21 protein-coding genes are annotated in these 26,800 nt (G+C 47.1%); 11 read left to right on the top strand and 10 right to left on the bottom strand.

All coding sequences use genetic code 11. The features are described from left to right. Positions 1 to 63 precede the first annotated feature (63 nt). Positions 64 to 918, bottom strand: a complete 855-nt coding sequence (purU, locus tag IUA53_RS18135) for a formyltetrahydrofolate deformylase (protein ID WP_044449235.1) — start codon at positions 916 to 918, stop codon at positions 64 to 66. 150 nt (positions 919 to 1,068) lie between these two features. Beyond that, positions 1,069 to 1,737: an RNA 2',3'-cyclic phosphodiesterase gene (gene thpR / locus IUA53_RS18130; RefSeq protein WP_044446032.1), complete on the bottom strand. Its 669-nt coding sequence runs from the start codon at positions 1,735 to 1,737 to the stop codon at positions 1,069 to 1,071. Between the two features lie 234 nt (positions 1,738 to 1,971). Here thpR and IUA53_RS18125 point away from each other — a divergent pair, with 234 nt between their 5' ends. Further along, positions 1,972 to 3,189, top strand: coding sequence for a hypothetical protein (locus IUA53_RS18125; protein ID WP_156141725.1), 1,218 nt, complete (start codon positions 1,972 to 1,974; stop codon positions 3,187 to 3,189). A 113-nt stretch (positions 3,190 to 3,302) separates the two neighbouring features. After that, positions 3,303 to 5,864, top strand: coding sequence for an ATP-dependent helicase HrpB (gene hrpB / locus IUA53_RS18120; protein WP_196897513.1), 2,562 nt, complete (start codon positions 3,303 to 3,305; stop codon positions 5,862 to 5,864). A gap of 67 nt (positions 5,865 to 5,931) precedes the next feature. On the opposite strand, the gene IUA53_RS18115 is transcribed toward hrpB, so the two are convergent. Together IUA53_RS18115 and IUA53_RS18110 are read right to left on the bottom strand one after the other, a co-directional pair. Continuing rightward, positions 5,932 to 7,143: a lytic murein transglycosylase gene (locus IUA53_RS18115; RefSeq protein ID WP_044055744.1), complete on the bottom strand. Its 1,212-nt coding sequence runs from the start codon at positions 7,141 to 7,143 to the stop codon at positions 5,932 to 5,934. 74 nt (positions 7,144 to 7,217) lie between these two features. Further along, the gene (locus tag IUA53_RS18110; protein ID WP_044055745.1) at positions 7,218 to 7,421 is read right to left on the bottom strand and encodes a hypothetical protein; all 204 of its coding nucleotides are present in this window, start codon (positions 7,419 to 7,421) and stop codon (positions 7,218 to 7,220) included. A 196-nt stretch (positions 7,422 to 7,617) separates the two neighbouring features. On the opposite strand from IUA53_RS18110, the gene mrcB reads away from it, so the two are divergent. Next, positions 7,618 to 9,939 carry a penicillin-binding protein 1B gene (gene mrcB / locus IUA53_RS18105; RefSeq protein ID WP_082052963.1) on the top strand — a complete coding sequence of 774 codons (2,322 nt, stop codon included), beginning with the start codon at positions 7,618 to 7,620 and terminating at the stop codon, positions 9,937 to 9,939. 207 nt (positions 9,940 to 10,146) lie between these two features. Here the strand turns inward: mrcB and IUA53_RS18100 are convergent, their stop codons facing one another. Next, positions 10,147 to 10,446: a hypothetical protein gene (locus IUA53_RS18100; RefSeq protein WP_044446035.1), complete on the bottom strand. Its 300-nt coding sequence runs from the start codon at positions 10,444 to 10,446 to the stop codon at positions 10,147 to 10,149. Between the two features lie 414 nt (positions 10,447 to 10,860). Beyond that, entirely contained in the window at positions 10,861 to 11,775 is a 915-nt protein-coding gene (locus IUA53_RS18095; protein ID WP_044055748.1) for a DUF808 domain-containing protein, read from the bottom strand. 152 nt (positions 11,776 to 11,927) lie between these two features. Here IUA53_RS18095 and IUA53_RS18090 point away from each other — a divergent pair, with 152 nt between their 5' ends. Together IUA53_RS18090 and IUA53_RS18085 are read left to right on the top strand one after the other, a co-directional pair. After that, positions 11,928 to 12,644 (top strand): AraC family transcriptional regulator, encoded by a 717-nt coding sequence (locus IUA53_RS18090; protein WP_044446036.1) that lies wholly within the window; start codon positions 11,928 to 11,930, stop codon positions 12,642 to 12,644. Between the two features lie 109 nt (positions 12,645 to 12,753). Continuing rightward, entirely contained in the window at positions 12,754 to 13,629 is an 876-nt protein-coding gene (locus IUA53_RS18085) for a DMT family transporter (protein ID WP_044446037.1), read from the top strand. Between the two features lie 49 nt (positions 13,630 to 13,678). On the opposite strand, the gene IUA53_RS18080 is transcribed toward IUA53_RS18085, so the two are convergent. Then, complete coding sequence (locus IUA53_RS18080) at positions 13,679 to 14,488, bottom strand: hypothetical protein (RefSeq protein WP_052806569.1); 810 nt, start codon at positions 14,486 to 14,488, stop codon at positions 13,679 to 13,681. Positions 14,489 to 14,750: 262 nt separating this feature from the next. Here IUA53_RS18080 and glnK point away from each other — a divergent pair, with 262 nt between their 5' ends. The 4 genes from glnK to IUA53_RS18060 all read left to right on the top strand — a co-directional run bounded on the left by glnK (position 14,751) and on the right by IUA53_RS18060 (position 19,289). Beyond that, positions 14,751 to 15,089: a P-II family nitrogen regulator gene (gene glnK / locus IUA53_RS18075; RefSeq protein WP_012516988.1), complete on the top strand. Its 339-nt coding sequence runs from the start codon at positions 14,751 to 14,753 to the stop codon at positions 15,087 to 15,089. Between the two features lie 32 nt (positions 15,090 to 15,121). Next, complete coding sequence (locus IUA53_RS18070) at positions 15,122 to 16,360, top strand: ammonium transporter (protein ID WP_044446038.1); 1,239 nt, start codon at positions 15,122 to 15,124, stop codon at positions 16,358 to 16,360. A gap of 257 nt (positions 16,361 to 16,617) precedes the next feature. After that, positions 16,618 to 18,312, top strand: coding sequence for a gamma-glutamyltransferase (gene ggt, locus IUA53_RS18065; protein ID WP_044055753.1), 1,695 nt, complete (start codon positions 16,618 to 16,620; stop codon positions 18,310 to 18,312). Positions 18,313 to 18,365: 53 nt separating this feature from the next. Continuing rightward, positions 18,366 to 19,289: a Dyp-type peroxidase gene (locus IUA53_RS18060; protein ID WP_044055754.1), complete on the top strand. Its 924-nt coding sequence runs from the start codon at positions 18,366 to 18,368 to the stop codon at positions 19,287 to 19,289. 37 nt (positions 19,290 to 19,326) lie between these two features. Here the strand turns inward: IUA53_RS18060 and hemL are convergent, their stop codons facing one another. From hemL to IUA53_RS18045, 3 genes are all read right to left on the bottom strand, one after another. After that, complete coding sequence (gene hemL, locus IUA53_RS18055; protein WP_044055755.1) at positions 19,327 to 20,607, bottom strand: glutamate-1-semialdehyde 2,1-aminomutase; 1,281 nt, start codon at positions 20,605 to 20,607, stop codon at positions 19,327 to 19,329. Continuing rightward, positions 20,594 to 21,625, bottom strand: a complete 1,032-nt coding sequence (locus tag IUA53_RS18050) for an aspartate carbamoyltransferase (protein WP_196897512.1) — start codon at positions 21,623 to 21,625, stop codon at positions 20,594 to 20,596. Before IUA53_RS18050 ends, hemL begins: the two co-directional genes overlap by 14 nt. Before the next feature lie 120 nt (positions 21,626 to 21,745). Then, positions 21,746 to 22,384, bottom strand: a complete 639-nt coding sequence (locus IUA53_RS18045) for a TetR/AcrR family transcriptional regulator (RefSeq protein ID WP_156141726.1) — start codon at positions 22,382 to 22,384, stop codon at positions 21,746 to 21,748. Positions 22,385 to 22,503: 119 nt separating this feature from the next. On the opposite strand from IUA53_RS18045, the gene IUA53_RS18040 reads away from it, so the two are divergent. Then, on the top strand, positions 22,504 to 23,649 hold the full coding sequence (locus tag IUA53_RS18040) for an efflux RND transporter periplasmic adaptor subunit (protein WP_196897511.1): 1,146 nt from the start codon (positions 22,504 to 22,506) through the stop codon (positions 23,647 to 23,649). After that, positions 23,646 to 26,774: an efflux RND transporter permease subunit gene (locus IUA53_RS18035; protein WP_044449240.1), complete on the top strand. Its 3,129-nt coding sequence runs from the start codon at positions 23,646 to 23,648 to the stop codon at positions 26,772 to 26,774. Before IUA53_RS18040 ends, IUA53_RS18035 begins: the two co-directional genes overlap by 4 nt. Positions 26,775 to 26,800: the final 26 nt, after the last annotated feature.

Genomic DNA, 26,800 nt, shown 5'->3' with positions numbered 1-26,800 from the left:
CGGGTTTTTATTTAAGCTAATTTATCGCTTAAATCATTCAGCAAGCCTGTGCCCGTTTTTACGTTAGGCAAACACGACGGTTTTATTGCGATGAATAATCACGCGATCTTCTAAGTGGTAACGAACGCCATGGGCGAGGGCTGTCACTTCACAATCTTTACCTTTGCGAACCATATCGGCAGCACTGTCGCTGTGGCTAATACGTTTTACACTTTGCTCAATAATAGGGCCTTCATCTAAATCTTTGGTGACATAGTGACAGGTGGCACCTATTAACTTCACGCCGCGGTCATAAGCTTGTTGATACGGCTTAGCACCCGCAAAACTGGGTAAGAAACTGTGGTGAATATTAATCGCTTTGCCGGCAAGTTGCTGGCATAGCGAGTCTGGCAAAATTTGCATAAAGCGAGCAAGTACGATGAGATCAATCTTGTACTCATCTAACAAGGTAGAAATTTGCGCGAAGGCGGCGTCTTTGCCTAACGCTTTAAAGTCGACCCAATGGAAAGGCACTTTGTACCAATCAGCAAATTGCTTCATTTGCGGGTGGTTACCAATAATCACTGGAATATCGCAGTGTAGCTCGCCCGTGTGCCAGCGATGTAATAAATCAACTAAACAGTGGGATTCAAGGCTAGCGAGAAGAGCAACTCGCTGCTTTTTCGAGGACGCGGTAAACTTCCAGTTCATCTGGTATTCGCTGGCCAGTGGCGTAAAGGCTTCTACAAAGCTTTCATGGTCTAGCTTCAGTGAATCAGCGCCTATTTCATGGCGCATAAAAAAGCGACCGGTTTGTAAATCGGTGTGGTGGCTTGCTTCCACAATACTGGCATTGTGGCTAGCTAAAAACTGAGAAACACTGGCGACCAAGCCCACTTGATCTGGGCAGTCGATAACTAATCTATAGGTTTGTTGCATGAATATGAGCAGGTTCAAAAAACAGGCACCCTTTTTACCCATCCCCGCCCGCTAAGTAAAGGGCTTTAGCGTAAAAATACGGTAATCCCGTAGTTCGCTTTGCTATATTTAATAGCGTGGCTTTTTAGTGGATTACGCCCTGCTTCGAATTTATTCGTCGGTGATGCCCCTACGTAACTTTTCGCGCACGGTCATAGCATGCTTCAATGGCCAACTTTGTCGGATGGGGTAACGCACACCTTGTGGGGTAGACACTGACTCAAACAAGTGAAACGCCGAGGCCTGTACATCAACATGGGGCGCGTACAAAGGCATGGGCAGTGCCGCAGTGGCTTTACGTACTACAGTCACATGAGGTTTGTATTCGCGACCGTCCACCTCTATCGCTGCACGACGTGCCGCTTTTCGCGCACTGCGAGCAAGCTGCATGAGTTCATTGGGAGGCGACGATGGCGCGGCAAATAAAATTTTGGGGCCATTCCAAATGCCACTGCTATCAAGGTCAACAGAAAACGGTGAATGTGCTAGGTTATCCAACTCATTCATTAATGCTTCGTGCTGCCTTGGGGTAATTTGCCCTAAAAAGCACAGAGTAATATGATAATTCGCTGGGTCTACCGCATAAGGTGCTGTATTGGTAAATTCTCGGCTTCCCGTTTTTTGTTTGCCCTTTTTGCCTGCGAGTTTTCCGTTTCCGAGCTTCCTGTCCCCGTGATAGCAGGGCATTCTAGATGTTATTTCTGGTAAAGCTTGTTGCCGCCAGCTGTCCAGCGCGAGTTTTTCACTTACCGCTAAATCTAACCCGAGAAAACAGCGCATAAACTGGCTCCCTATACGTTCGAAGAGTGTATTATTTTGGCATAAAAGCGCGTAAGGAAACAGAGAACAAATAAACAGCTACAAGGGTGTCGTGATAACAAAATGAAGCGCGTCAAAATGGCATCAAGGAAAAACGTTTTACAATAAAAAAAAACAATGTGCTACGTTTTTTGAACAGCACATGTAGGGTAGTGGCTGTGGACTTGATAATTTTGTTTGCTTTATAAGGGATTTATGATGATGAGAGAGAAAAGGAAAAATAACAATAATGGTAACAAAGGGCCAATATTGGCATTGGTGCTTATAAGTGCGCTTTTTAGTACGCTTTTTGTCGGAAGCAATGCTGTTGCAGATGACCACTATATTGAAACGAAAGTATGCGAGTGGTGTGATTACGATGACGCCGTTGCGTTGGCTAAGCAAGATTACCTATTGCCCGATTGTGAATGGCAAGGCAACGGAGGAAGTGGCACTTTCGCTTCTGAGGCTAGCAATTCGTGCCAAGCGGCGCCTAAAGACGTTATTGTTGCAAACCCTTCTACCCATCGCTCTTACAAATTTAAAGTGACTGCGACCAATCAAAATAATCACGGTGATACCCTGCAAATAGAGGCGCAAGAGCAACCATTAAGCCTTGTTGAAATAGAATTATTACAGCGCTTGTATGAAATTCATAATGACTTTTACGCATTGGCGGCCAATACCTCGCTTTCCCATAACACATCGAACGTCTCTACGCTTGTGGGGGCACCTTCAGCGGTTCAGGCTAGTAATAAGGGCGTGGCAACGTCAACGACAACATCGTCTCTCGATACCTGTGATGCCCATCCATCTAATTATTTTAAAAGCGTGGCGGTGAGAGAGTCGGTAAAACGAGAAATAAGGCATTACATAACACAAGAACTCGGCAACAAAAGCTGGGCAGATTTTCGTGAAGATACTGATTTTACTGGTCTAGGGTTTCAAATTGGTAAAGGCTCTGCGGGTATATCTGTAACTTGGAGCCACTCGAACGAAAAGGTTTATGCCACCGTTAGTTACCCAAGCCAAACACTAGGTGATAATAAGTTAGTTTTTGAGGTCACGCTAAAAGGTAGATCGGTCATTAACGGGGAATCAGATTTAAATTTAACGACCAGCCTACGGATGGGGTCATCTCGCATGGATGGTTTAGCTCTAGATCAGTTTATTGTCATTAGCGGCACAAACGATTTGACTGACTCTGAACTGTCAGAGTGCTTAATTGAGAACTTAACTGAAATGGGGAGCGCAGAAGTGATCACCACGGGTGGTGGCAGTGATGTCGGTGACGGCATTCCGCCAGATTCTAGCTACCCTGGCACGGGAGGGCTAGGAAGCAGTTGCGCAGTACGCCTTACTTACAACATCTGCACAACGCCCAAAGATGAAGGCACTTATTGCAGAGATAGTTCTATTCTCGTGTCTTGCTAGCCACTGGCTTCAGCAAAAAGAGGTCAAAAAAAGGGGCCAGAGTACTTTACTCGTGGCCCTGTTATCGACTTAAGGTACAATAGCATGACAGGTTTTCTTATTGTGCTGTAAGTATGTTGCAACCCTTATCTCATTTACCCGCGTTTTCCTTGGTTGAGCCCCTTCTGCAAGCCATTGTTAATCAGAATATGATTATTGGTGCGCCGCCGGGGGGGGGTAAATCCACGGTGCTGCCCTTATCCTTATTAAATACCCACATCAAAGGCAAAATTTTACTCATGCAGCCACGGCGTGTGGTGGTGCGTAACTTGGCGCAATACATGGCTGGTGTATTAGGTGAACAAGTGGGTGACACCGTTGGTTATCGCATACGGGGGGAAAATAAGGTGTCGGCCAGTACCCGACTGGAAATTATTACCGAAGGGATTTTATCTCGCATGATCCAAAGCGACCCTGAGCTTGATGGGGTGGCGGTGATTATTTTCGATGAATTTCACGAACGCAGCATTCACAGCGACTTTGGTTTAGCCCTAGCGTTGGAGGTGCAAGCAGGATTGCGTGACGACTTACGCTTAATGATTATGTCTGCCACATTAGACACCGCGCCTATTGCGTCGCTGCTTGCCCAGCATAGCCCAGTTCCTACTGCAGAATTGGCTAGCGAAGGCCGCAGTTTTCCAGTCACGGTGAACTACACCAAAGAGGTGTTGGCGCACGAGGTTATTCCTCATTGTGTTGAAGTCATTATGAACGCTGTGACAAATCATCAGGGGGATATCTTGGTGTTTCTGTCCGGTGCCGGTGCTATACACGCCGTCGCGTCTCGCTTATCGGCGCATCAGCAGCAAAACGACTATATTATTCATACCCTTTACAGCGCCATGGGTAAACAAGCCCAACAAGCGGCTATTGCTCCCGACCCTCAAGGACAGCGTAAAGTGATTCTGGCTACCAATATTGCCGAAACCAGCTTAACCATTGAAGGCGTAAAGGTAGTGATAGACAGCTTATGGGAGAATTCGGCAGAATTTCACCCCAGCAGCGGTTTAACCCAATTAACCCAAACTCGTATTTCAAAAGCCTCTGCCATTCAACGAACCGGCCGCGCTGGACGTGTAAGTGAAGGGGTGTGCTACAGGTTAAGTGCAAAGGAAAGCTTTGAGCGCTTTGCCGAGCATAGTGCGCCGCAAATTTTACGTGAAGACGTAGCGCCGTTATTATTAGAAACGCTGAATTGGGGTACCCATTTTTCAAACCTCGCCATGCTAACTCAGCCTTCAAAGGCGCAAAGTGCCATTGCCATAAAGGCGCTAGAGGAAATTGGCGCAGTGAATGAAAAAGGGGATTTAACGGCTTATGGACGAGTGCTAGCGCAGATACCTTGCCACCCCCAGCTTGCCCATTTATTGCTGTTTGCAAAACAAAATATCAGTGCGGTAGCACAATTCAGCGACGCACAAAAACACGCAATAAAAACCGCCGCGCCTTTTATCGTGGCACTAGCCCAAGCGCAACTTCAAAGTGAACATGTGTTGATTAGCGATGCGTTGTTGCACTTCACGCCCGCTCAGCGCAACGACATCACCAAACAAGCCAAACGCTATGCGCAATTCGTGGGGCTCAGTGAGCAGGCATTAGACTTAAGCGCGTTAGATGATGAGGCGTTGGGGCTGTGTATTGCCATAGCCTTTCCCAGGCAGGTGGCGTTTAAAACGTCTGCCTCGTATAAATTAGCGGGGGGGAAAGGCGCCGATATAAGCCTTGTTAACCCGCCGCAATGGATAGCGGTATTGCAAGGGCAGCATATCGGTAACAGCGTAAAAATTCGATTGGCGCAGCCCATTGCAGAGGCGCACCTAAAAGCGCTTTACCCTAATCAATTTACCTCATCGCCCAAGGTGCAATTTAATAAAGAGTCCCAGGTGATGGAAGCAAGGAAGGTGACCTCTTTTTATGCCATAGAATTAGCCTCGTCGCCCTTATCGAAAAGTGAAAGAGCGGATGACCCCCAGTTTTACTTACAGGAAACCGCCTCGGCATGGTTGCGTTACTTAGATGCATTGCCGTTGAAGCAATGGCCTTTATCACAGGCCAATTGGCGCTGGTGGTATAGAGTGAAGCTGGCGGCACAGCTAAATTTGCCGCAGCCTCAAGCCTACGATACGCCTGACCCGTGGCCTACATCCTTAAGCGAATTACTTACTCAGGCACGAGAGCAATTGGCACAGTCTCTGGGCACCTGCAAGAACTTACAGTCGTTACATGGGCTGGGATGGAGCAAAATATTAACCAGTGCGTTAAGCTGGCCTCAGCAAGATGCCCTTAGCCAAAGCTTGCCTGACAGCGTAGTTATTCCCACGGGGCGCAAAGTCAGTTTAGATTTCCGCGAAAATGGGGATGTGGTGCTATCCGTCAAAATGCAGGAGCTATACGGGCTATCTAGCCCTTATGTGGTTGCCGATGGCAAGGTGAAAATTACCTATGAATTATTGTCACCTGCGGGCAGGCCACTGCAAACCACGAAAGACATTGTGGGTTTTTGGCAGGGCAGTTATAAAGAAGTGCAAAAAGAAATGAAAGGGCGATATCCAAAACATTTTTGGCCGGATGACCCTGCCAACGCCATACCCACCACTAAAACGAAAAAGGCAATGGATAGACAAGCCGCTAAGTAATTAGGCTTACACGAAGTTACGCGTGCAAGTAATCAGGCTTAGCGGCTAAGTATTTAAACTAATGTGTTTAACTGGCGTTTTGGCTTGGCGTGACCTTTAATGCAGCCATAACATCTAAGCCAGGGAATCCATCAGCAATCATCTTATTGGCAATTTGATAATTGCGAATGCCTTCGCGAGTGGCGGGGCCAATAATGCCATCAGGCTTACCCACATCGTAACCCAGTTGGTTTAATTTGCGTTGTAAGGCAATAATGTCTGTTCTGCTATACGCGGGCAAATCTGGCAGGGTGGCTTTAATGCCCGGTGCGCCGGCAATTCTGTCGGCCAATACGCCCACGGCAATAGCGTAGAACTCAGAATTATTCCACCGCATGATCACGCGAAAATTAGGATAGGCAATAAACGCCGGGCCAGCGTGCCCTGCCGGTACAATCACATAGGCGGTCGTGTCGTCTTCACCTAGGGGGCTGCCATCGGCTTTCGTCACACCTAGTTCATGCCACTCACTGAGGCTACGCCGATTTTTATAGCCGGAGAGCTGAAAGTTGAAGCCCTCTGGTAATGTAATTTCACGGCCCCAGCGGAAACCCGGTTTCCAACCCAAGCTTTTGAGAAAGTTTGCCGCCGAGGTTAACGCGTCTTCTTCACTGTTCCACAGATTAATCTGCCCGTCGTTGTCACCATCAACGGCATAATGGGTGTAGGCAGAAGGCATAAATTGGGTATGCCCCATGGCGCCAGCCCACGAACCTACCATTTCGTCTTTGGTTAACGATTCGCGCTCTAATAGCTTAACTGCCACCAAAAGCTCCTGCGTAAAGTAGGTGCTTCTGCGTGGGTCACAGGCCAAGGTTGCCAACGAATCGAGCACTGACATTTTACCTTTATATCCGCCAAAATTCGTTTCTAGCCCCCAAAAGGCCAGTAAATAATGGGGAGGAATTCCGTACTTATCATTTAGTGCATCGAGTAATTTTTCATGCTTTGCTAACATCTCTTGGCCCTTAGTGGTGCGCCAATCGGTGACGCGTTTACTAAAATAGCCCGGAAACGTTTGCACAAATTCAGGTTGAGAACGGTCAAGTTCAATGACTCTGGCTTGATACTCAAGTTTGGGGAAGATAGCGTCGACGGTGGTTTGGCTCACGCCCTGTTCTAGTGCTTGTTCAGCCAATTCTGCCGTACATACGGAAAAGGTGTCCGATGCTGATACATGACATGCACTTAGCAACGATAAAGCGGCAACCCACTGCGTGCCTCTACTCATAAAACCCATAGTATAATTCCTGTATTGTCCGACTACATGCTATCGCATACTGACTGGCTAACGCGAGTAAAATTGTCAGCCTATTATTTGGTTGGGGCTTGCTTAATAACCTTTATGACCTCGGCATTACCATTGAGTTCGGCAAGTTCCAGCAAGTAGCTTTTTTGCAGTTCATCGAGTTTTTGGCTACCAAGCAATTCCACCACGCGGTCAGCCTCGCCGCGAACAATTGATGACTGTAGCCCTTCCATATTGGCAATACTATGTGGAACGGATTGAGAAGACATAAACTTACCCCATTTGTTGATAAAGCTATTCTTGCTACGGCATAATCCTCATTATCGATTTATCAAAGGGCGAAGAATTATTCTTGTTGTTGCTTGTCTATAGCAGTGATAGGGTTCGCAAACGAAAGGTGCATCGTTGGCGCAAAAGCGCTGGTGACTGCAAGAATCAATACTCATCATCTAAGTGGCGTCTCCCGTGGCAAAAAAGCAAAGTAATCCCAAAAAGAAGTCTTCTTTCTTATTTAAATTATTCTGGCGACTTTTCTTCGTTGGTTTAGTGGTGCTAGGTGCTTATGCCTTTTATCTTGATGCGCAAATAAAGCACGAATTTTCGGGCAACAAGTGGGAAGTGCCCGCGCAGATTTTTGCCCGCCCATTACGACTTAGCAAAGGGGAAGAAATCACCGTTCAAGAAGTCCTCGATGAGCTATCTTTACTCGGTTATCGAAAGGTGACTGATGCAGACAGTAGTGGTGAATACAGTTACCGAAATGGTGTTTTAACCGTTCAGCGACGGGCGTTTCACTTCCCAGAAGGCGCTGAGCCACAGCGACATTTAGTGATCAGTTGGCAAGGTGGCAGAATTAAAGAGATACAAGATGTTAGTCAGGGACGCGCTTTCGGCTCAGTGAAATTAGAACCTTGGCTTGTGACTCGCATGGTGAGCGGTAGCCACGAAGACCGCATGCTAGTGAGTATAGATACCACGCCTGACATGCTACCAAAGGCACTGACACTAGTTGAAGATAGAAATTTTTATAATCACCACGGGGTAGCGCCCTTATCTATTCTTCGTGCATTAATGGCAAATATAGCGGCAGGGCGAACCGTTCAGGGGGGAAGTACGCTTACCCAACAATTGGTTAAGAACATGTTCTTAACCCGCGAACGCTCTATCGTACGCAAAGCAAAAGAAGCCATTATGGCGGTAATTATTGATGCGTGTTACAGTAAATCGGAAATATTGGAAGCCTACTTAAATGAAGTGTTTTTAGGGCAAAATGGCGATATGGCCGTGCACGGATTCGGCCTTGCCAGCTATTTCTATTTTGACCGCCCCGCCAATGAATTAAGTGTACCTGAGATTGCCACCTTGGTCGCTATGATCAAAGGCCCATCCTATTACAACCCAAGGCGTTACCCCGAGCGCGTTAAAGAACGTAGAGATTTAGTCTTACGCATGTTGTTTGACGAAAACGAAATTGATCGCTCTCAGTATGAACGGTATGTATCTATGCCTTTAGGGTTAGCATCGGGTGCCAGTTTAGCCAGCGGTAAACACCCCGCATTCATGGAGCAGGTAAGGCGTGAATTAAATGAAATATTAGCCGAACCGAGCTTACGTGATTCAGGGGTAAAGGTTTTTACAACCCTTGATATTGTGGCGCAGCGCAGAGCAGAAAAAGCACTTTCAAGCACGTTAAATGCGCTGCAAAAAAATCGAACCGTGCCATTAGAAGGCGCGATGATAGTCACTGACAGTGCAAAGGGTGAAGTCCGCGCGATTGTGGGGGGTAAAGACGTGTCATTTAAAGGCTTTAACCGTGCACTTGACGCCAAAAGACCCATAGGCTCCTTGGTGAAACCTGCGGTCTATTTGACCGCGCTCGAGGATCCTACCGAGTTTAACTTGGCCACGCCTTTAGCTGATGAACCTATTACCTTGGAAAGCAAAGGGGGGAAAACCTGGTCACCACAAAACTATGACAAAACGTTCAGAGGCCAAGTGTCTTTGCTACAAGGACTCACGGAATCTCTCAATATCCCTACTGTTAACTTAGGCATGCAGGTGGGTTTAGATGCGGTAGTGAATACGCTAGAAAAGTTAGGGGTAGGGGCAGCTATTGAACAAGTGCCATCGCTCACGTTAGGCGCTTTTGAGCTTACGCCTTTTAATACTAACCAAATGTATCAAACCTTATCAAATGGGGGGCGCTACATCCCACTGCACACAGTGTCAGCGGTGGTAACGGCAGACAATGGCTTATTATGGCAAAAGGCAGAATTCTTCTCACAACGTACCGATGAAGCTGCCACTTATTTGTTGAATTACGCGCTCTATAAAGTCACCACGCAGGGTACAGCGAAACGTGTTGGCGCCACCTTTGGCACCACAAATATGGCGGGTAAAACAGGCACAACTGACGATTATCGTGATAGTTGGTTTAGCGGGTTCGATCGCAACAATGTGGTGACTGTATGGGTGGGGAATGACGACAACCAACCTGTGGGATTAACCGGTGCATCAGGTGCATTACCTGTGTTCGTTAACTATATGAAATCCCAAGCGCCTAAATCCTTATCTAGGCGTTTTCCGGAAGGGCTTGGCATTGCGCATTTTGATGCGAAGACTGGCGCTGTGGTGGTGGCAGGCTGTGCGGGAAGCTTAAGTGTGCCAGCCATACTTGATGTGCTTCCTCCGCCGCAACAAGATTGCGCGGGCAAACCTGTTCGCAGTAAACAAGAGCAGGAAAAAGGCGATAAAAAGAGCTGGTGGGAACGTTGGTTTGGAGAATAAAAAAGCCAGCTGAGCACTAGAAAACACCTAGTAGGGAGCTTTCTAGTGCCTCGCTGGAAAAACGCCCAGGGAGTAGGCTTACATCTAAGTTTAAGTCTGATTCAAAACATACCGTGCGGTAGAAAATATCAGCGCACTAATGGCAAAGGCGAATACGGGGCCTAATACGAGCATGAACAAAGCACTTGTCGTTAACATGGTAGCCTCTCAAACATCGTCTTTTTTGGTCACACTATCTTGCGTCATTGGCGTGATAGTGATGTCGGCCATTAATGAATTGTCTTCTTCAATGGTTGGCTCGAAAATATGGCTCGCCGTGAGGACCTCGTGGGTAATATCCAACGATATTTCTTGCTTCACTTGGGCGACCGCCGAGCTTACAAGGTAGTCTGTGTATCGGCCCAGCTCGTTTTCTGGCTCATTGGCTTGCGCGCCGAACGCGCTCGTGGCTAGCAAGGTTAATGCAGTCATTGAAATAGCAGTGCGGTTTGTGAAATTCGTAAACATAGTTAGCTCCTTTAATTAAACGCTACAAACTGCATATCTTCAGTACTGCATTGCAGTTATTAGTTAAGTCGTGGTCTAAGTACAAATGGTTTAAACATGAATAATGAAGATATTCGTTATTTTTGTACTTGGTACCTTAGCTATAGCGAGGGGCGTGCCATTCTTGATTGTTTTTGTAAATTCTTGATTTTATTGAATTATATTTTTATGGGGAACAAGGTGCCTGCCATGCTGTGTTTGTTGATTACTAAAAGTTGGTGATATTCACAACTGAAGTGGTCAATAACGCTAATGCGGTTTTGGAGGGCAATTGGTGGGAGCACCTGAGGGGAGTCAGAAGCCAAACATAGGGTGTAAAAATACTGAGTAAAAAGCGAGGCGGTGCTGGCTACGCCTCGCTATGTATTCGTGCGCTTACTGTTTCAATTTAGTGATTAGCGTAACCGTAACGGTGAGAATACTACCTGCAACGAACCCGACAATGCCATCAACAATAATCGCTGCTACAGGCTCAATCTGAGGAATTAAGTTGCTGGCAACTATTGCACTATGATGCACAAACTCAATGTTATGAGTGAGGATTCCACCACCGACTAAAAACATGGCAATGGTGCCCACTATAGCTAGGGTTTTCATCAATAACGGTGCCGCAATAAGTAGACCGCGACCAAAGAAACGCTGGGTAGTATTCATAGAGCCAGTTAGCGACTTTCTCAGTAAATACAAGCCCACATCATCCATTTTCACAATAGCGGCGACAATACCGTAAACGCCCAATGTAATTGCAATGCTAAGTGCGACTAACACGCCAACTTGTGTTGTAAAGCTAGCGGTACTAACACTGCCTAACGCGATGACAATGATTTCGGCTGACAAGATGAAATCGGTGCGAATAGCGCCCTTTATCTTATCTTTTTCGAACGCCACCATATCGGTTTCACTGTGGCTAATTGCTGCGAGTCTTTCTTCTCTACTGTGGGTTTCGTCTTCATGAGGCAGGTATTTATGAAGCAGCTTTTCTGCGCCTTCAAAACACAGGTAAAGGCCACCAATAATCAGTAACACCGTAATTAGCGCTGGCACAAACGCACTGATCAACAATGCGGCTGGCACCAAAATAACCTTATTGAGCAAAGAGCCTTTGGCGACGGCCCATACAACCGGAAGCTCTCGATCCGCTTTCACGCCACTGACTTGGTTAGCATTAAGGGCAAGATCATCGCCTAAAACGCCGGCAGTTTTCTTGGCGGCGACTTTAGACATAACGGCGATGTCGTCCATTAGTGTTGCGATATCATCAAGCAATGCGAGTAAATTTGCAGCTGCCACCTGTGTATGTCCTTATTAAATTGAAAAATGCAGCATACGTTGCGAATACCTCAATTGGCAACGGTAACCTGCTATATTTGCGATGTTATTATGATTCAAACTAGTCTATTTACGGTAACTACTCTTGGTCATTGGCTCTACGAAGGATAACTATGTTAGCTGCACTCTCTGTCCGCTCATACACCAAGGCGATGCAACAGCATTCCCACAATTTCTATCAATTAGTGCTCCCCCTTAACGGGCATATCGCCATTCAGGTGGCGCAATTCAATGGCAATGTGGGAGTGGGTGAGGGCATTTGCATTGGGCCTAACATGCTACATCAGTTTAATGCAGAACAAGCAGCAAGGTTTGTGGTGGCAGATTTAACTGAAGTTCCTCACAACATAGAAACCGCGCCAAGCCCGTTATTTCGAATTACCCCGCCTTTACAGTCGTTACTCAATTATATTGAGGTGCAATTAACCCACAGTTACAGCGATGATCTGCAGTCTTCCATGGTCGCCTTATTCACCCAACTGTTGGCCACTCAGCCCACGGGGAAGCAACTAGATAGGCGTATTACACCTATTTTAAGTCGCGTTCATCAAAACATTGCGGCGAAACACACGGTTAACGACCTCGCAAAAGCGGCCTGTATGGGCGTGACACAGTTTAAAGGGAAATTTACTGACGCTACAGGGATGGGGCTTAGGCGTTATTTGATAAAGCTGAGAATGGAAAAAGCGCGGGCACTATTAAGCCAAACCGATACGCCTATTATTGAAGTGGCAGCCCAAGTGGGTTATGACGATGTGTCAGCGTTCACCCGCCGGTTTACCCATTATTTTGGGAAGCCGCCAAAGTATTACCATCGAAAGTCGGTTTAACGACGCCTAACCAAACAAGAAATTCGGCTAATCTGCAAAGAATGTACGTGTAAAATCACTTACTGTTTATTTTGAATATTTCATATGAATAACCCAGTTGGAGGCGTAAGTGGCAACATTTTGCGGAATAATTGCAATCTTGATGTGGGGATTGCTTGCAGTGCTAAGCGTCTATTCAGCCGACATTCCTCCATTCCAACTACTGTTTGTTTGTTTTGCCGTTTCGTGCTCTTTGGTGGTTATCAAACGGCTGGTTAAAAAAGAGCCGGTCTTGCGGAAGCCGCATTTAACGCCACGCCAGTGGGCTGTTGCCATAGGAGGGTTATTCGGGTTTCATTTTTGCTACTTTTTGGCATTGCGGTTTGCTCCGCCCATTGAGGCCAGTCTTATTGGTTACTTATGGCCGCTTTTATTAGGTGTTGCTGTGGCCAATGCCCATCAGCGTTATTTCGCCTTTGCTGGCGGCATATTCGGTTTTATCGGCTGCGGAATTTTAGTCACTGGCGGTGAAGGTGTTAACTTTAAAAGTGAGTTCGTTTTAGGCTACAGCCTTGCCCTGGTATGTGCGTTTATTTGGTCGGGATATTCTTGGTTTATGTCGAGCACCAATAGCCATGTCGAAGATATTGGCTGGATTTCTGGTGCGGTGGCGGTGTTAGCACTTGTTGCTCACCTATTGCTTGAAGAAAACCACTGGCAATTTTCTTACCAGGCATGGGTAAGTGCGATCATGCTTGGCTTAGGGCCCGTGGGAGGGGCATTTTATTTGTGGGATGCAGGGCTGAAATTTGGCAATAAGGCTTTGTTAGCAAGCTTAAGTTTTGCTACGCCTGTTATTTCCAGTATTGCGCTGTATGTTTTTGGAATGAGCGCCCTTTCAGCCGCGGTAGGCCTGGCTATTGCTTTTATTCTGGTGGGGGCGCTAATGAGTAATGCATTGCCTGCGTTGTTCATGCGATTTGTTGTTTTAAAGAGAAATATATAGTGTCAAAAGAACGCGCGCGTCACGGTGGGCGGTGGGTGTCACTATTCACTTAGTTAACTTTCTCTTTATTGATACGGGCTTCAATAAACTTGTCGTGTTCGCCGGTATTGGTACATTCAAGTGTCCCCCCAGTCCACGTCGCAACCATAGCAAAGGACTTATTCATCGTTGAAGAGCAGTTAATTCGTTTTTTAGGGCGTTCATGATAACTTCTATCTTCTTTGCCTTTCCGCGTGTCCACGATATCTGGGCTATTCTTTTTTTCTCTAAATTCTTTTGCTGCTCGACGACTTTCTTCTTCAATCGCTTGTTCGTGCTGACTAGATAAATAATCAAGTGCACCCACCCGAGGTGACAGGTTTAACTTGCCCGCTCGTTGATTTTGGGCGCTTACTGAGGGTTTGGAGGGCTGCTCTGCATTTTGTGTCATTGTATCAGTAGATACCGACTTTTTTGCTTCATTTAGGGGCAAAGTTTCCGGTGGCTCAGCAGCCTTCTCTTGTGAAGCTGGTGCGCTTTCATCCTCGATGTGGGCTGGTAACGTGTCTGCCGTTTTGTTTGGCGTTACTGGTGTCTGGCGCGCGCTTACGGGCGGCATTTCCGGCGCATCTTCAATAGTGGGAGCGGGTGGTTCCACCTTTGTGGGCGCCTTGACTAACGGGAAGTATAGCTGGGCTTTTATTGTTGGTTTTAAAACGGTTTCTCGAGTTTCAATGATATGCGGGTGAGCCAATATTATCACCAGCACCACCATCACGTGCAATAAGCCAGACACAACAAGGGCGCGTCCCCAAGGCTTGCGCTTAGGAACGTAAATATGTGCCGGTGTATCTTGGATAAAATGGGTTATCGCTGTCATCAACAGATACAGACCGCACTATACATACAAAAGTTCCGTCCTATATTTATCGTATTAATTAGTTTATCTACCTCATATTGCTCCAATTGTGGGCAGCGCAATGCAGTTGCACAGAAATAGTGCATTAAATGTTGCGTTTTTGTTTACCGTTTTACCTAAGTGGTTGTTTTTTATAGATAAGAATTTGTGGCACATCTCTTGGTTTAACAATCCCATAAGACACACTATGTGCCATATAACCATTACATACTGGGAGCAACTCATGAAACTAGTCACAGCTATCATCAAGCCTTTCAAGCTAGATGATGTTCGTGAAGCCATTTCAGAAATCGGAATTGACGGGTTAACCGTTACCGAAGTGAAAGGTTTCGGACGTCAAAAAGGACACACTGAACTTTACCGCGGGGCGGAATATCAGGTGGATTTTCTACCTAAGGTTAAACTGGAAATTGCAGTTCAGGATGATCAAGTAGAACGCCTGGTTGAAGCCATCGTTGGCGCAGCCAAAACAGGCAAGATTGGGGACGGCAAGGTGTTTGTTTACGACCTTGAACACGCTGTTCGTATTCGAACTGGTGAGTCGGATAGCGACGCGCTGTAAGCCACTACGATATATTTGCGGAGAAAACCATAATGGAAATCACTTTTGAACTTGGGTATGCGCTAGATACCTTTTACTTCTTAATCTGCGGTGCACTAGTCATGTGGATGGCTGCAGGTTTTGCAATGCTAGAAGCCGGTTTGGTTCGAGCGAAAAATACCACAGAAATTCTAACTAAAAACGTGTCACTTTTTGCTATTGCTTGCACAATGTATATGATTTGCGGTTATGACATCATGTACGGCGGCGGTATCTTCCTAGACGGCATCATGGGCGACGGTGCGACTGGTGTTGCTGAAGACGCAGCAACCTATGCGCCATCTGCTGACTTCTTCTTCCAAGTTGTGTTCGTTGCAACGGCAATGTCAATTGTATCAGGTGCTGTCGCTGAACGTATGAAGCTATGGGCATTCCTTGCTTTTGCAGTGGTAATGACAGGCCTTATCTATCCAATGGAAGGTGCTTGGACATGGGGCGGCGAAGCGGTCTTCGGCATGTACACGCTTGGCGACGAAGGTTTCTCTGACTTCGCGGGTTCAGGTATCGTGCACATGGCAGGCGCAGCGGCTGCATTGGCTGGCGTACTTGTACTTGGTGCTCGTAAAGGTAAGTACACTGCTGACGGTAAAGTTAACGCAATCCCCGGTGCAAACTTACCTCTAGCTACACTAGGTACATTCATTCTTTGGATGGGTTGGTTTGGCTTCAACGGTGGTTCTGTACTTGCTACGGCTACTGTAGAAAGCGCAAACTCAGTGGCTATCGTATTTATGAATACAAACGCAGCTGCAGCTGGCGGTACTATCGCAGCGCTTATCGTCGCACGTATCATGTTCGGTAAAGCCGACCTAACAATGGCATTAAACGGCGCACTTGCAGGTCTAGTTGCTATTACTGCTGAGCCTTCAACACCAACCCCCCTTGAAGCAACTTTATTCGGTGGCCTAGGTGGTATCCTTGTTGTACTAAGCATTGTAACCCTTGATAAGCTTAAGATTGATGATCCAGTAGGCGCTATCTCTGTTCACGGTGTGGTAGGTCTTTTAGGTCTAATCCTAGTGCCTTTCACTAACCCTGGTTCAAGCATTACCGGTCAGCTTTTAGGTGCAGTGACCATCTTCGTATGGGTATTTGTAACCAGCTTGGTTGTTTGGTTAGCGCTTAAAGCAATCATGGGTATCCGTGTAAGCGAAGAAGAAGAATTCGACGGCGTAGATATGAGTGAATGTGGATTGGAAGCTTATCCTGATTTCACTGGCGGTCGTTCGTAAGAAAGTCCGAGAGGCAAATTAAAATACAATAATAATGCCTTCATCACCAAGTTTAAGCCCTGCAATTGCAGGGCTTTTTTCGTTTTTCACCTTGACCAAATAAGTCTACACTAGGAGAGACCGTGGCGACTTGCTAGTGTAGGATGCAAAGCACCTAGTGTGTATGGACTCTGACGTTAGTCTTGGTGCGTTGCGCATAATATAAAAATATCTTTACCTCTTAATCGCTGAAAGAGGTTGATAACAGGGAATAGAAAATGTTGTTTCGAGTGTGCTTAGTTGTGAGTGTGTTCTTCCTGTTTGTCAGTCATTTTGCAAATGGCTACGACAGAATTACTGGAAAGCCCTTTGCAAGTCGGTCTGAGGTGATTGCGCAAAATGGTATGGTGGCGACCAGCCAGCCACTCGCCACCCAAGTGGCGTTGGACATTTTGAAGCAAGGCGGCAATGCCATAGATGCGGCCATTGCTGCTAACGCCATGTTGGGCCTGGTAGAGCCCACGGGTTCAGGTGTGGGCGGCGATCTCTTTGCTATGGTTTGGTATGCTGAAGAAAATAAGCTGTACGGGCTAAATGCATCAGGCCGCTCTCCTCGACAACTCACCGCCGACGTATTTACTGAAAAAGGACTGACACAGATTCCCAAATTTGGCCCCTTGCCGGTCTCTGTGCCAGGTGCGGTGGACGGTTGGTTTGAATTGCACAACAAATTTGGCACGTTACCTATGTCGACCCTGCTCACGCCTGCCATCCGGTACGCGCGAAATGGTTTTCCTGTTTCTGAACTCATTGCTTACTATTGGCAAGTCAATGCAGAGCGCATTGGGCACTACGAAGGGTTCGCTGAAACCTTTTTGATTAATGGTAAGTTGCCTCAAAAGGGCGATATATTTAAAAACCCCGGCCTCGCCGTCACCTATGAGAAAATTGCGACTGGCGGCCGCGATGCCTTCTACAAAGGGGATATCGCCAGAATTATTGACGCATATATGAAAAGCCAAGGGGGATACCTTTCGTATCAAGATTTATCATCTCATACGTCAGAGTGGGTTGAGCCCGTGTCTGCAAATTATCGTGGCTACGACGTGTGGGAGCTCCCACCCAATGGGCAAGGCATAGCGGCACTGCAAATACTCAATATATTGGAACGTTATGATATTGAAGGCATGGGGTTTGATTCGGCAGACTACATTCACACCTTTGTTGAGGCAAAGAAACTGGCATTTGAAGATAGAGCCAAGTTTTACGCCGACCCTGAATTTAACGCCATTCCCGTGGACTGGCTTATATCAAAGGACTATGCCCGAGAGCGTCAGGCCCTTATAGACAACGAGAAAGCGGCTACGCGGGTGGATGCTGGCCGCTATGAAGGCGATACTGTCTACCTGACTGTGGCCGACAAAGAGGGCAACATGGTCTCGCTTATCCAAAGTAATTACCGAGGAATGGGGTCGGGTATGACACCGCCGGGTTTGGGCTTTGTGCTTCAAAACCGAGGTGAGTTATTTACGTTAGAAAAGGGCCACTTTAATGAATTTCGACCCGGTAAACGGCCTTTTCACACGATTATTCCTGCGTTTGTAACCCGTAACGGTGAACCGATTCTAAGCTTTGGCGTGATGGGCGGTGGCACTCAACCCCAAATGCATGCACAAATCATTGTGAATTTGCTCGATTTTGGCATGAATTTACAGGAAGCGGGCGATGCACCCCGTATTCTTCATAGCGGTTCGAGCAGCCCTACCGGCGCGTTAATGAGGGATGGTGGCTATGTGAGCTTGGAGTCAGGTTTTTCCGAAGAGGTGCAGCGTGAACTGATGAAGCGTGGCCATACTTTACAACGGGAAGTTGGGGTGTTTGGTGGCTACCAAGCCATTGCTTGGGATAAACAAAAAAAGGTGTATATTGGTGCGTCTGAGAGCCGAAAAGATGGACAAGCCGCAGGGTATTAATACACACTTGCAAATGACTACGACATGGTGAAATAAAACAATAAAGTACGCCCATGACTCAACCACAAAAAGGCATATGTGCAGAGCCTAATTTGCATGCGCAATATCTATTACTGAATGTTATCGATGATGATAGTGAAGCCGTACGCGCCAAACTGTCACGGGTACTTGATGTATTCGAACATTTTGAGAATGAGCACTACGAGGCTATGGTAACGGGGGTTGTGGCAATAGGTACGGGTTATTGGATGGAAATATACCCCGGCTTGATCCCCGTTGAACTTGCCCCGTTTCCCGACATGCAAAGCGAAGACCGCAGTGCGCCTACCATGCCCTGTGATCTGTTCATACAAATTCGCGCAGACCGGCTAGATATATGCCATGCCATTGGCATTGAGGTGATGAACTTGTTGCGGCTGCACGTGGAGCTTGTGGAGCAAGTGCGTGGTTTTCGTTATTTAGATGGCCGAGACCTTAATGGCTACTTGTATGGTGCAGATAACCCCAGAGGCATGAAGCGAAGGAAAGTGGCTATTGTTGGTGACAACGACCCTGACTTTGTGGGGGGCAGTTATTTGCACGTTCAGCGCTATCGTCATGATTTAAGACGCTGGGATTCCTTGTCCACTCGGCAAAAAGAGCAGGTGATGGGCACAACCCAAGAGCATAACCTAGTAAGCCCAGAACAGTCAGAATCATCCCACAGTATTCGCGCAAGCATCGCCACCACTGAAAGTGGTGAGCCTAGTTTAATAAAGCAAGGCATGCCTTATGGGGACATGGCGTCTCAAGGGATGTTTTTTGTTTCGTGTTCGGCCACCGCGAGGGCGTTTAAGGCCATGCTTCATAGCCAAATTTACGGCAACGGGGAAGGCGATTACGACAGGTGGCTAGATTTTACGAGTGCTGAAACAGGCGCTGCGTTTTTTGCGCCTTCTATTCAATTTATACGCGAACAAGCCAAAATCATTGAATGAGCGGCTAAGCCGCCCAAACAATGCGTCAGCCTGCGACCTACAAAGTAGCAAATACTTTATCTGCTGCTTGTAAGGTTTTTTCAATAATGTCTTTATCGTGAAGTTTAGACACGAAGCCGGCCTCGTAAGACGCAGGTGCTAAATATACTCCCTCATTAAGCATTCCGTGATAAAACGTTTTAAAACGTTCGGTATCGCAGTTAATAGCTTGCTGGTAGTTGGTCACCTTTTTTACATCGGTGAAAAACAGTCCAAACATACTGCCCGCCACGTTTGTTGTAAATGGTATACCGTGTTTATCAGCTAACGCTTGCATCCCCTCAACCAAAGCTTTCGTGTTGTCGAATATGCTGTCATAAAGATCATCTTGCTCAATTTGGGTTAATGCAGCAAGACCCGCTGCCATGGCGACAGGGTTACCCGACAAGGTACCTGCTTGATAAACGGGGCCGGTAGGGGCTATATGCGTAAGAATATCTCGCTTACCACCGAAACAGCCCACAGGCATACCGCCACCAATCACTTTGCCTAGGCAGGTTAAGTCGGGAGTAATGCTATATCGCTCTTGTGCGCCGCCCCGAGACACTCGAAAGCCAGTCATCACTTCATCAAATATCAGCAAGCTGCCATAGTGGTTACAAACGTCTCTAAGGCCTTGTAAAAAACCGTCAACCGGCGGGATGCAATTCATGTTTCCCGCAACAGGTTCTACAATAATACAGGCAATATCGTCACCGTGAGCGGCAAACACTTCTTTGACACTATCAAGATTATTAAATTCTACCGTGAGGGTATGCTCCGCTACATTCTCAGGGACACCTGGTGAGCTAGGCACCCCTAATGTCAGCGCGCCCGACCCAGCTTTAACTAACAGAGAATCTGCGTGGCCGTGGTAACAGCCTTCAAATTTAACAATTTTATTGCGCCCAGTGTAACCTCTCGATAACCGAATGGCTGACATCGTGGCTTCTGTGCCAGAGTTAACCATACGTACCATTTCCATAGAAGGCACCAATTTACTGACTTTCTCAGCCATGATGACTTCGGCTTCTGTAGGCGCGCCGAAGGAAAGACCATTGTATGAGGCGTCGATAACCGCTTGGCGTATTTTCTCATTGTTGTGGCCAAGGACCATAGGGCCCCACGACTGAACATAATCGATGTATTGTTTACCGTCGGCGTCCCAAATGTACGGGCCGTCAGCTTTAGTAATAAAGCGCGGCGTGCCACCTACGGCTTTAAAGGCACGCACAGGAGAGTTAACACCGCCAGGGATAGTTTGCTGCGCGCGAGAAAAAAGGGCTTCAGATTTTTGCATTTAATTCTTTACTCTTATTGCTGTACCAAATCACTTCACGTTCGTGTTTACTGACCACGTTTTCTACCCCTAACGTAAGGGCAAACAGCGCCATTCTAACTAACACGCCGTTATCGGTTTGACGGAAAATGGCAAGGTTGGGGTTTAAATTTAAATCGTTATCGAGTTCGTTAGCTTCAATACGCGAGTCGCGAGGAAGTGGATGCATGATCACTGTTTTTGATTGAAAGTGACGGGTATAAATAGACTGATTTAAACGAAACTTACCGCGATATTTATTGGCTTCTTCTTGCGACGGGAAGCGCTCTTCTTGAATACGGGTTTGGTAGCAAATGTCTGCATCCATGTTCCCTTCCAATGTGTCTGTAATGGTGAGTCGGTGTCCCGCATTGTCAATAGCATCAATCACGGGTTGGGGCATAGCCAACTCTTTAGGTGAAATAAGGGTAAAATGAATATCCATAAACAAACACAACAGGCGAGACAGTGAATGTACCGTTCGCCCGTAACGTAAATCTCCAATCATGGCGATATGTAAGCCATCAATGCTACCACCATTGTATTCCCGTTCACGTTTTATAGTGAATAAGTCCAACAGGGCTTGGGTAGGGTGCTCATTGGCTCCGTCACCGCCATTGATGACGGGGACACGGCTGCCTTCGGCGAACTCTGCCACTGAACCTGCGGCAGGGTGACGCATGGCAATAATGTCAGAATAGCCGCTTAATACTCGGGCTGTATCGTAAAGTGATTCCCCTTTGGCTAATGCCGAACTCGACATGCCGGTGGTTTCACGTACTTCCCCGCCCAATAAGTTAAAAGCCGTACCAAAGCTTACACGGGTACGGGTACTAGGTTCAAAAAATAAGTTACCTAAAATAGCGCCTTCTAGCACGGTGGTGCGTTTTTGACGTTTAGCGTAAGGCTGCATGGAATGAGCGACGGAGAAGACTTTCTCAATAGCATCGCGATCGAATTGATTAACCGAAAGAATATGGTTACCAGTAAAGTCTGACATAGGGCACTCAATCATCAACGAAAACGTGCGTAGTGTATAACAAAGCTAAGGCTATGTAATCCTTATCGGTCATATATTGGCAGTGTAATTTAGGCTAAATGCCATACCACTACGTGGGGTTTATTTCGTGCAATATGCCCTAAACAGGGTGGTAATTTTTTCTACTGCTGGCGCTACATGAGCGCTAATTTCTGAATCTGTCATGGGTTGACGAAGGCCACATAAAAGCATGGTGTGAAATTCACCTTTCAGCAATGCACAAAAATCAAAGGCTAACTTATGGGCTAACTCAGTGCTGAGAGTAGGGCTGCCGTAGCGCTTAAAAGCTGCGCCAAGTGTATCTAATGTGGCTAAAGGACCGGCTTGATAAAACAGCTGGGCAGCACGTGGGTTATTTCCACCCTCAGCAATAATGACGCGAAACAGTGCTATAGCGTCAGGGTCTTGCAAAAGTTTAATAAATTGCGTGCCAACCTTGGTGAGATACTTGGGCATAGGTTGGGCTTTAGCGTCGTCTTCAATCTGCAACGCATCGAGTTGGTACGAGCGGCATTTAGAACCAATTGCCGCTTTAAAAAGGCTATCTTTACTGGAGAAGTGAGAATAAACCGTTTGTTTCGACACCCCAGAGGCTTTAGCTACCGAATCCATGGAGGTATTGGCAAAGCCTTCCTTCAGGAAGAGGGTTGATGCGGCTCTAAGAATATCTTGTCGCTTCTCTTCACTCTTTGGACGCCCTTGGCGACGGGGTTCTGTCACAGGCAAATTAACCTCTCATTAAAAAAATATTAATATCAAACTGGACGGTCTAGTATTTATAAATTAGCATATCAGCACTAGAATGCCAAATTGGACGGCGATTGCTAAGGATGTCAGTCATGAATAGTACCTCTCACTACCCTATAAAAGGGACGCTATCGCTTTACTCTGCTATCGGGTTATTTGCCTTAGTATTAGTCATGTTAATGTTTGCAGCTGGCCTTAATGGTGCGCCTCAACAGGCCAGTGATGCTCCAGCTACCCGAGTTGAAACTGATACTCTCCATATTCAAGAAGGTTTTGTGACCTCTGTCTATGTGTACGGTCTCGTTGAGTCACCGAATGCATCAGATTTATCTTTTGATAGTGCAGGGCAAGTCACGGCTATTTTCAACGAGGAAGGTGATTGGGTTGAAAAAGGCGCGGTAATGGCCACCCTTGATGCTGAGCGTTTGCGAGCAAGGCAAGTTGAACTAGAAGCCTCATTAGCACGGGCAAATGCAGACTTAGCGCTTGCGAACATGACTTTGTCTCGGGTGAAAACCTTGGTGGATAAAAAGCTCATCTCTTCACAACAGCTCGATGAAGCTAATGCCTCTCAAGCATCCGCACAGGCGCAAGTTGAAGAAATCAACGCTACGCTAGCCAGCCTTGCCGTTGACAGCGACAAAACCCGATTGCTGGCTCCCTTCTCAGGTACTGTCAGTGCTCGCTATGTCGATGAGGGGGGTGTGCTGGCAGCAGGGGCTCCTCTGTTTACATTAACCAGCAAACAGGCATATCAAATTCGCTTAGCCGTTCCCGCCGACATGCTGTCTATATTTGCGCTGGGTGAAATGGTCTCTGTTGAGTTTGAAAATGGTCAGTTAAATGGAAAGGTACTGCAACATCTCCCTATACGGAATCGACAAACCCGCACCATTGATGTTTTGGTCTCCGTGAACGCTGACGATGGCTTGCGGCCCGGTGATATGGCAAAAGTACGTGGCGAAAAAAGACATGCCGAAACTGGCGCTTGGCTGCCAGTGGGGGCGCTCAGTAACGGCTTGAGAGGTTTGTGGCGTGTTTTTGTGGTTAATCCACAAACGCAGACGTTAGAAGGGCGGGCTGTGGAAGTACTCTACACTAATGGAGAGCGAGCATTTGTGCGCGGCGCCATACGTGATCAGCAGCAATTTGTCATCAGTGGTACCCACAAATTATCGCCGGGGCAAACCGTGGGGGTGTCCTCTTCTTCGCCCATTACCACAGGTGCTGGGCAATGAAATTTATCCCTGTCGAAGAAAGTAAAGATTACCCCTGGTACACCCTGTTTTACCGTAATGGACACCTACTTATTTTAAGTTTGGTGATCCTCATGGTGGCAGGCCTCTCTGCATTGTCTGCGCTACCTCGACTAGAAGACCCAAGAATTGATACCCGCAATGCGCTCGTTATTACCGCTTATCCGGGCGCATCGGCGGCCCGAGTAGAGGCCTTGGTGAGCGACGTGATTGAAGATGAGTTACGGGAAATCTACGAAATTAAAGAGGTGAAATCTACGTCTCGTGCGGGTATCTCTGTTATCAATATTGAAACCCAAGATTGGATTGATAATAGCAGTAACGAACAGCTATTTAGCGAGATAAGAGACAGCATTAACGCCGTTGCAGAAACGTTTCCTGAAGGGGTTGCTGCCCCAGTTTTTGATGAAAAGCGGGGCGCCACCGCGTTTACTCTATTACTCAGTCTTTCCGCTGAGTATCCTGAAAACACACCGCTCACATTGGTGGGTCGACTTGCAGAAGAACTCACCGATCGCCTGCGCAATGTTAACGGTACAGAACTGGTTCGCATTTATGGTGCGCCTGAGGAGGAAATTAGTGTCAGTATTTCTCCACAAAAGCTGGCGGCTACAGGGCTTACCCTGCAACAAGTGAGTCGTGTTATTCAAGCTGCTGATCCAAAGCTTCCTGCGGGGGTGTTAGATACAAAGCGGAATAACTTACGTTTTAGCGTGGCAGAAGGGTTGGATGGTATCGCCACTATTGCAGCCATCCCCCTCATTAACCAGCAAGGTCGTTATTTACGGGTGGACGATATAGCGGATGTCACGCGCGGCTATACCACCCCTCGTGCCGACATTGCCCTGGTTGACGGCGAGGAAGTCATATTTGTAGCAGCGCGTATGCAGACCTCCCTGCGGGCTGATGTGTGGACGAAAAACGCCCTTGCGGTGGTAGACCAATTCAATCAAGATTTTAAAGGTACGGTGACCGCACATACCACCTTCGAACAGAATAAATATACCGGAAAACGACTGGCTGATTTATCAGAAAATTTGGTGATGGGTTGTGCCGTGGTGATGCTGGTTATCTTTTTATTCATGGGGTTTAGAGCGTCATGGATTGTGGGTCTAGCTTTACCCCTATGCGCCGCCTTCGCCTTGTTTTCGTTAAACTTCTATAACGAGCAAATTCATCAAATGTCGATTTTCGGCATGATTATCGCCATCGGATTATTAATAGACAATGCCATTGTCATTACAGATGAAATACGAATCAATCTGCAAGATCCAGCCCTTACCAGAGTAGGGGCTATGGCGAAAAGCGTGTCTCATTTATTTGCCCCTTTATTGGCTTCTACGTTGACCACAGTATTAGGCTTCATGCCGATATTCTTGCTTAACGGTAATATTGGAGATTTTGTTGGGCCCATTGCCATCAGCGTGGTCATGGCGTTAATTGGCTCGTTATTCATTTCATTAACTATCATTGCTGCACTTGCTGCGCGCTTTTTACCAAAAGGTGCACAGAGTGGCAGTGTTGCCGTGAAATCCTGGTGGCAAGTTGGCTTACAAGCCCCTAATTTGTCACACAGTTTTAGTCTGCAGCTAGGACGCTGGATTAGGCAGCCATGGTGGGTCATTCCTATCGTGCTGGTGTTTTGCCTTTCTGGCTTTATTTTGTCGGGTACATTGGCCAATGTGTTCTTTCCCAGTGCCGATAGAGACCAGTTTGAAGTGTACCTTTGGACCAAAGACGGCAGCAGTATTACTCATACCCAAGCGGCGGCTATAGAAGCAGATGCTATTATCCGCCAGCGCTCTGGTGTAGAGCAAGTTAGCTGGTTAGTGGGCGGGTCTGCTCCCTCGGTGTATTACAACCAAATTATGACTCGCGATAATTTGCCTAATTTCGCCAATGCCGTAGTAACCACTGAAACCGTTGCTCATGCTTCACAGCTTATTGCTACTTTACAATCAACACTTGATGAGCAAATGCCTAATGTACAAGTGGTCGTCAGGGCCTTTGGTCAAGGCCCCCCCATTGCCGCCCCTGTAGAAGTGGAAATATTTGGCCCCGATTTAGAGGTACTAAACGAACTGGGGCAGCAAGTACGCTATTTGATTTCTGAAGTGCCGGGCGTTTCCCAGTCGATTGCCAGTATTACCATTGGCGAGCCAGAACTCAAAGTAAAAGCCGACAGCGATACCTTGTCTTATTTAGGTATGTCGTTGTCCGATCTCGCCACTCAGATGCAAGTGAATTTTTCAGGTCTTGCGGGCGGCTCGGTGCTAGAAAGCACCGAAGAAATCCCCGTGAAAGTAAGGTTATCTGCCGATTTCAGAGAAGATGTGTCAGGCCTTGGTGCAATGCCCTTGCCCGTTGAAAATGCGCAAATGTGGTCCACGTTAAGTGCAATATCTTCGTTAACGTTAGCACCTGCCATTAGCAGTATCACGCGGCAGGACGGAGAAAGGGTTAATCGCGTACAAGCGTTTTTATTGCCTGGTGTTCCCGCCGTAGACGCCAGTAATGCCCTTAGGGAAAAGCTGGCTCAGCAATTATCCTTACCTCAAGGGTATCGTATCCATTTAGCCGGGGATGCCGATGAGCAGCAGCAAGCCTTAGGCCAGTTAGGAACCTATGCGCCCGTCCTGCTTGTGCTCATGATCACCACGCTTATTCTCACATTCAGTAGCTTACGTATGGCAGGTGTTATCGCGCTTGTGGCAATACTTTCAGTGGGTTTGGGTATGTTTAGCCTTTGGTTATCAGGTTTGCCCGTTGGTTTTAATCCGTTACTCGGGTGCGCCGGGCTTATTGGCGTTGCTATCAATGGCTCCATAGTGGTTATCGCCGCAATTAATGCAAACCCCAAAGCCAAACAGGGGGATACTCGGGAAATTGTTAAGGAAACCATGGGGTGTAGCCGACATATTTTATCAACTACATTCACCACCGTGGGCGGCTTGGTTCCACTATTATTATTCAGCGAAGGTAGCTTTTGGCCACCCCTGGCGGTCGTACTAGCGGGTGGGGTAGGCTTCTCTGTTATTTTGTCTTTGGTTTTCACGCCTACTGTGGTGGCAGCATTTCAACGCTATCGTTATCGTGTTAGCCGTTAACAAAACACCCATTTACAGGGTAAACT

The organism is Alteromonas sp. B31-7 (assembly GCF_015767655.1).
GTDB lineage: Bacteria > Pseudomonadota > Gammaproteobacteria > Enterobacterales > Alteromonadaceae > Alteromonas > Alteromonas australica.
The sequence above is the reverse complement of the archived record's forward strand: the minus strand, read 5'-3'. Positions and strand labels throughout refer to the sequence as shown.

Excerpts from the sequence above, each read along its gene's own strand:
- purU (WP_044449235.1), bottom strand. The coding sequence starts at position 918 with ATGCAACAAACCTATAGATTAGTTATCGACTGCCCAGATCAAGTGGGC.
- thpR (WP_044446032.1), bottom strand. The coding sequence starts at position 1,737 with ATGCGCTGTTTTCTCGGGTTAGATTTAGCGGTAAGTGAAAAACTCGCG.
- IUA53_RS18125 (WP_156141725.1), top strand. The coding sequence starts at position 1,972 with ATGATGATGAGAGAGAAAAGGAAAAATAACAATAATGGTAACAAAGGG.
- hrpB (WP_196897513.1), top strand. The coding sequence starts at position 3,303 with ATGTTGCAACCCTTATCTCATTTACCCGCGTTTTCCTTGGTTGAGCCC.
- IUA53_RS18115 (WP_044055744.1), bottom strand. The coding sequence starts at position 7,143 with ATGGGTTTTATGAGTAGAGGCACGCAGTGGGTTGCCGCTTTATCGTTG.
- IUA53_RS18110 (WP_044055745.1), bottom strand. The coding sequence starts at position 7,421 with ATGTCTTCTCAATCCGTTCCACATAGTATTGCCAATATGGAAGGGCTA.
- IUA53_RS18100 (WP_044446035.1), bottom strand. The coding sequence starts at position 10,446 with ATGTTTACGAATTTCACAAACCGCACTGCTATTTCAATGACTGCATTA.
- IUA53_RS18090 (WP_044446036.1), top strand. The coding sequence starts at position 11,928 with ATGTTAGCTGCACTCTCTGTCCGCTCATACACCAAGGCGATGCAACAG.
- IUA53_RS18080 (WP_052806569.1), bottom strand. The coding sequence starts at position 14,488 with ATGACAGCGATAACCCATTTTATCCAAGATACACCGGCACATATTTAC.
- glnK (WP_012516988.1), top strand. The coding sequence starts at position 14,751 with ATGAAACTAGTCACAGCTATCATCAAGCCTTTCAAGCTAGATGATGTT.
- IUA53_RS18070 (WP_044446038.1), top strand. The coding sequence starts at position 15,122 with ATGGAAATCACTTTTGAACTTGGGTATGCGCTAGATACCTTTTACTTC.
- ggt (WP_044055753.1), top strand. The coding sequence starts at position 16,618 with ATGTTGTTTCGAGTGTGCTTAGTTGTGAGTGTGTTCTTCCTGTTTGTC.
- IUA53_RS18060 (WP_044055754.1), top strand. The coding sequence starts at position 18,366 with ATGACTCAACCACAAAAAGGCATATGTGCAGAGCCTAATTTGCATGCG.
- hemL (WP_044055755.1), bottom strand. The coding sequence starts at position 20,607 with ATGCAAAAATCTGAAGCCCTTTTTTCTCGCGCGCAGCAAACTATCCCT.
- IUA53_RS18050 (WP_196897512.1), bottom strand. The coding sequence starts at position 21,625 with ATGTCAGACTTTACTGGTAACCATATTCTTTCGGTTAATCAATTCGAT.
- IUA53_RS18040 (WP_196897511.1), top strand. The coding sequence starts at position 22,504 with ATGAATAGTACCTCTCACTACCCTATAAAAGGGACGCTATCGCTTTAC.
- IUA53_RS18035 (WP_044449240.1), top strand. The coding sequence starts at position 23,646 with ATGAAATTTATCCCTGTCGAAGAAAGTAAAGATTACCCCTGGTACACC.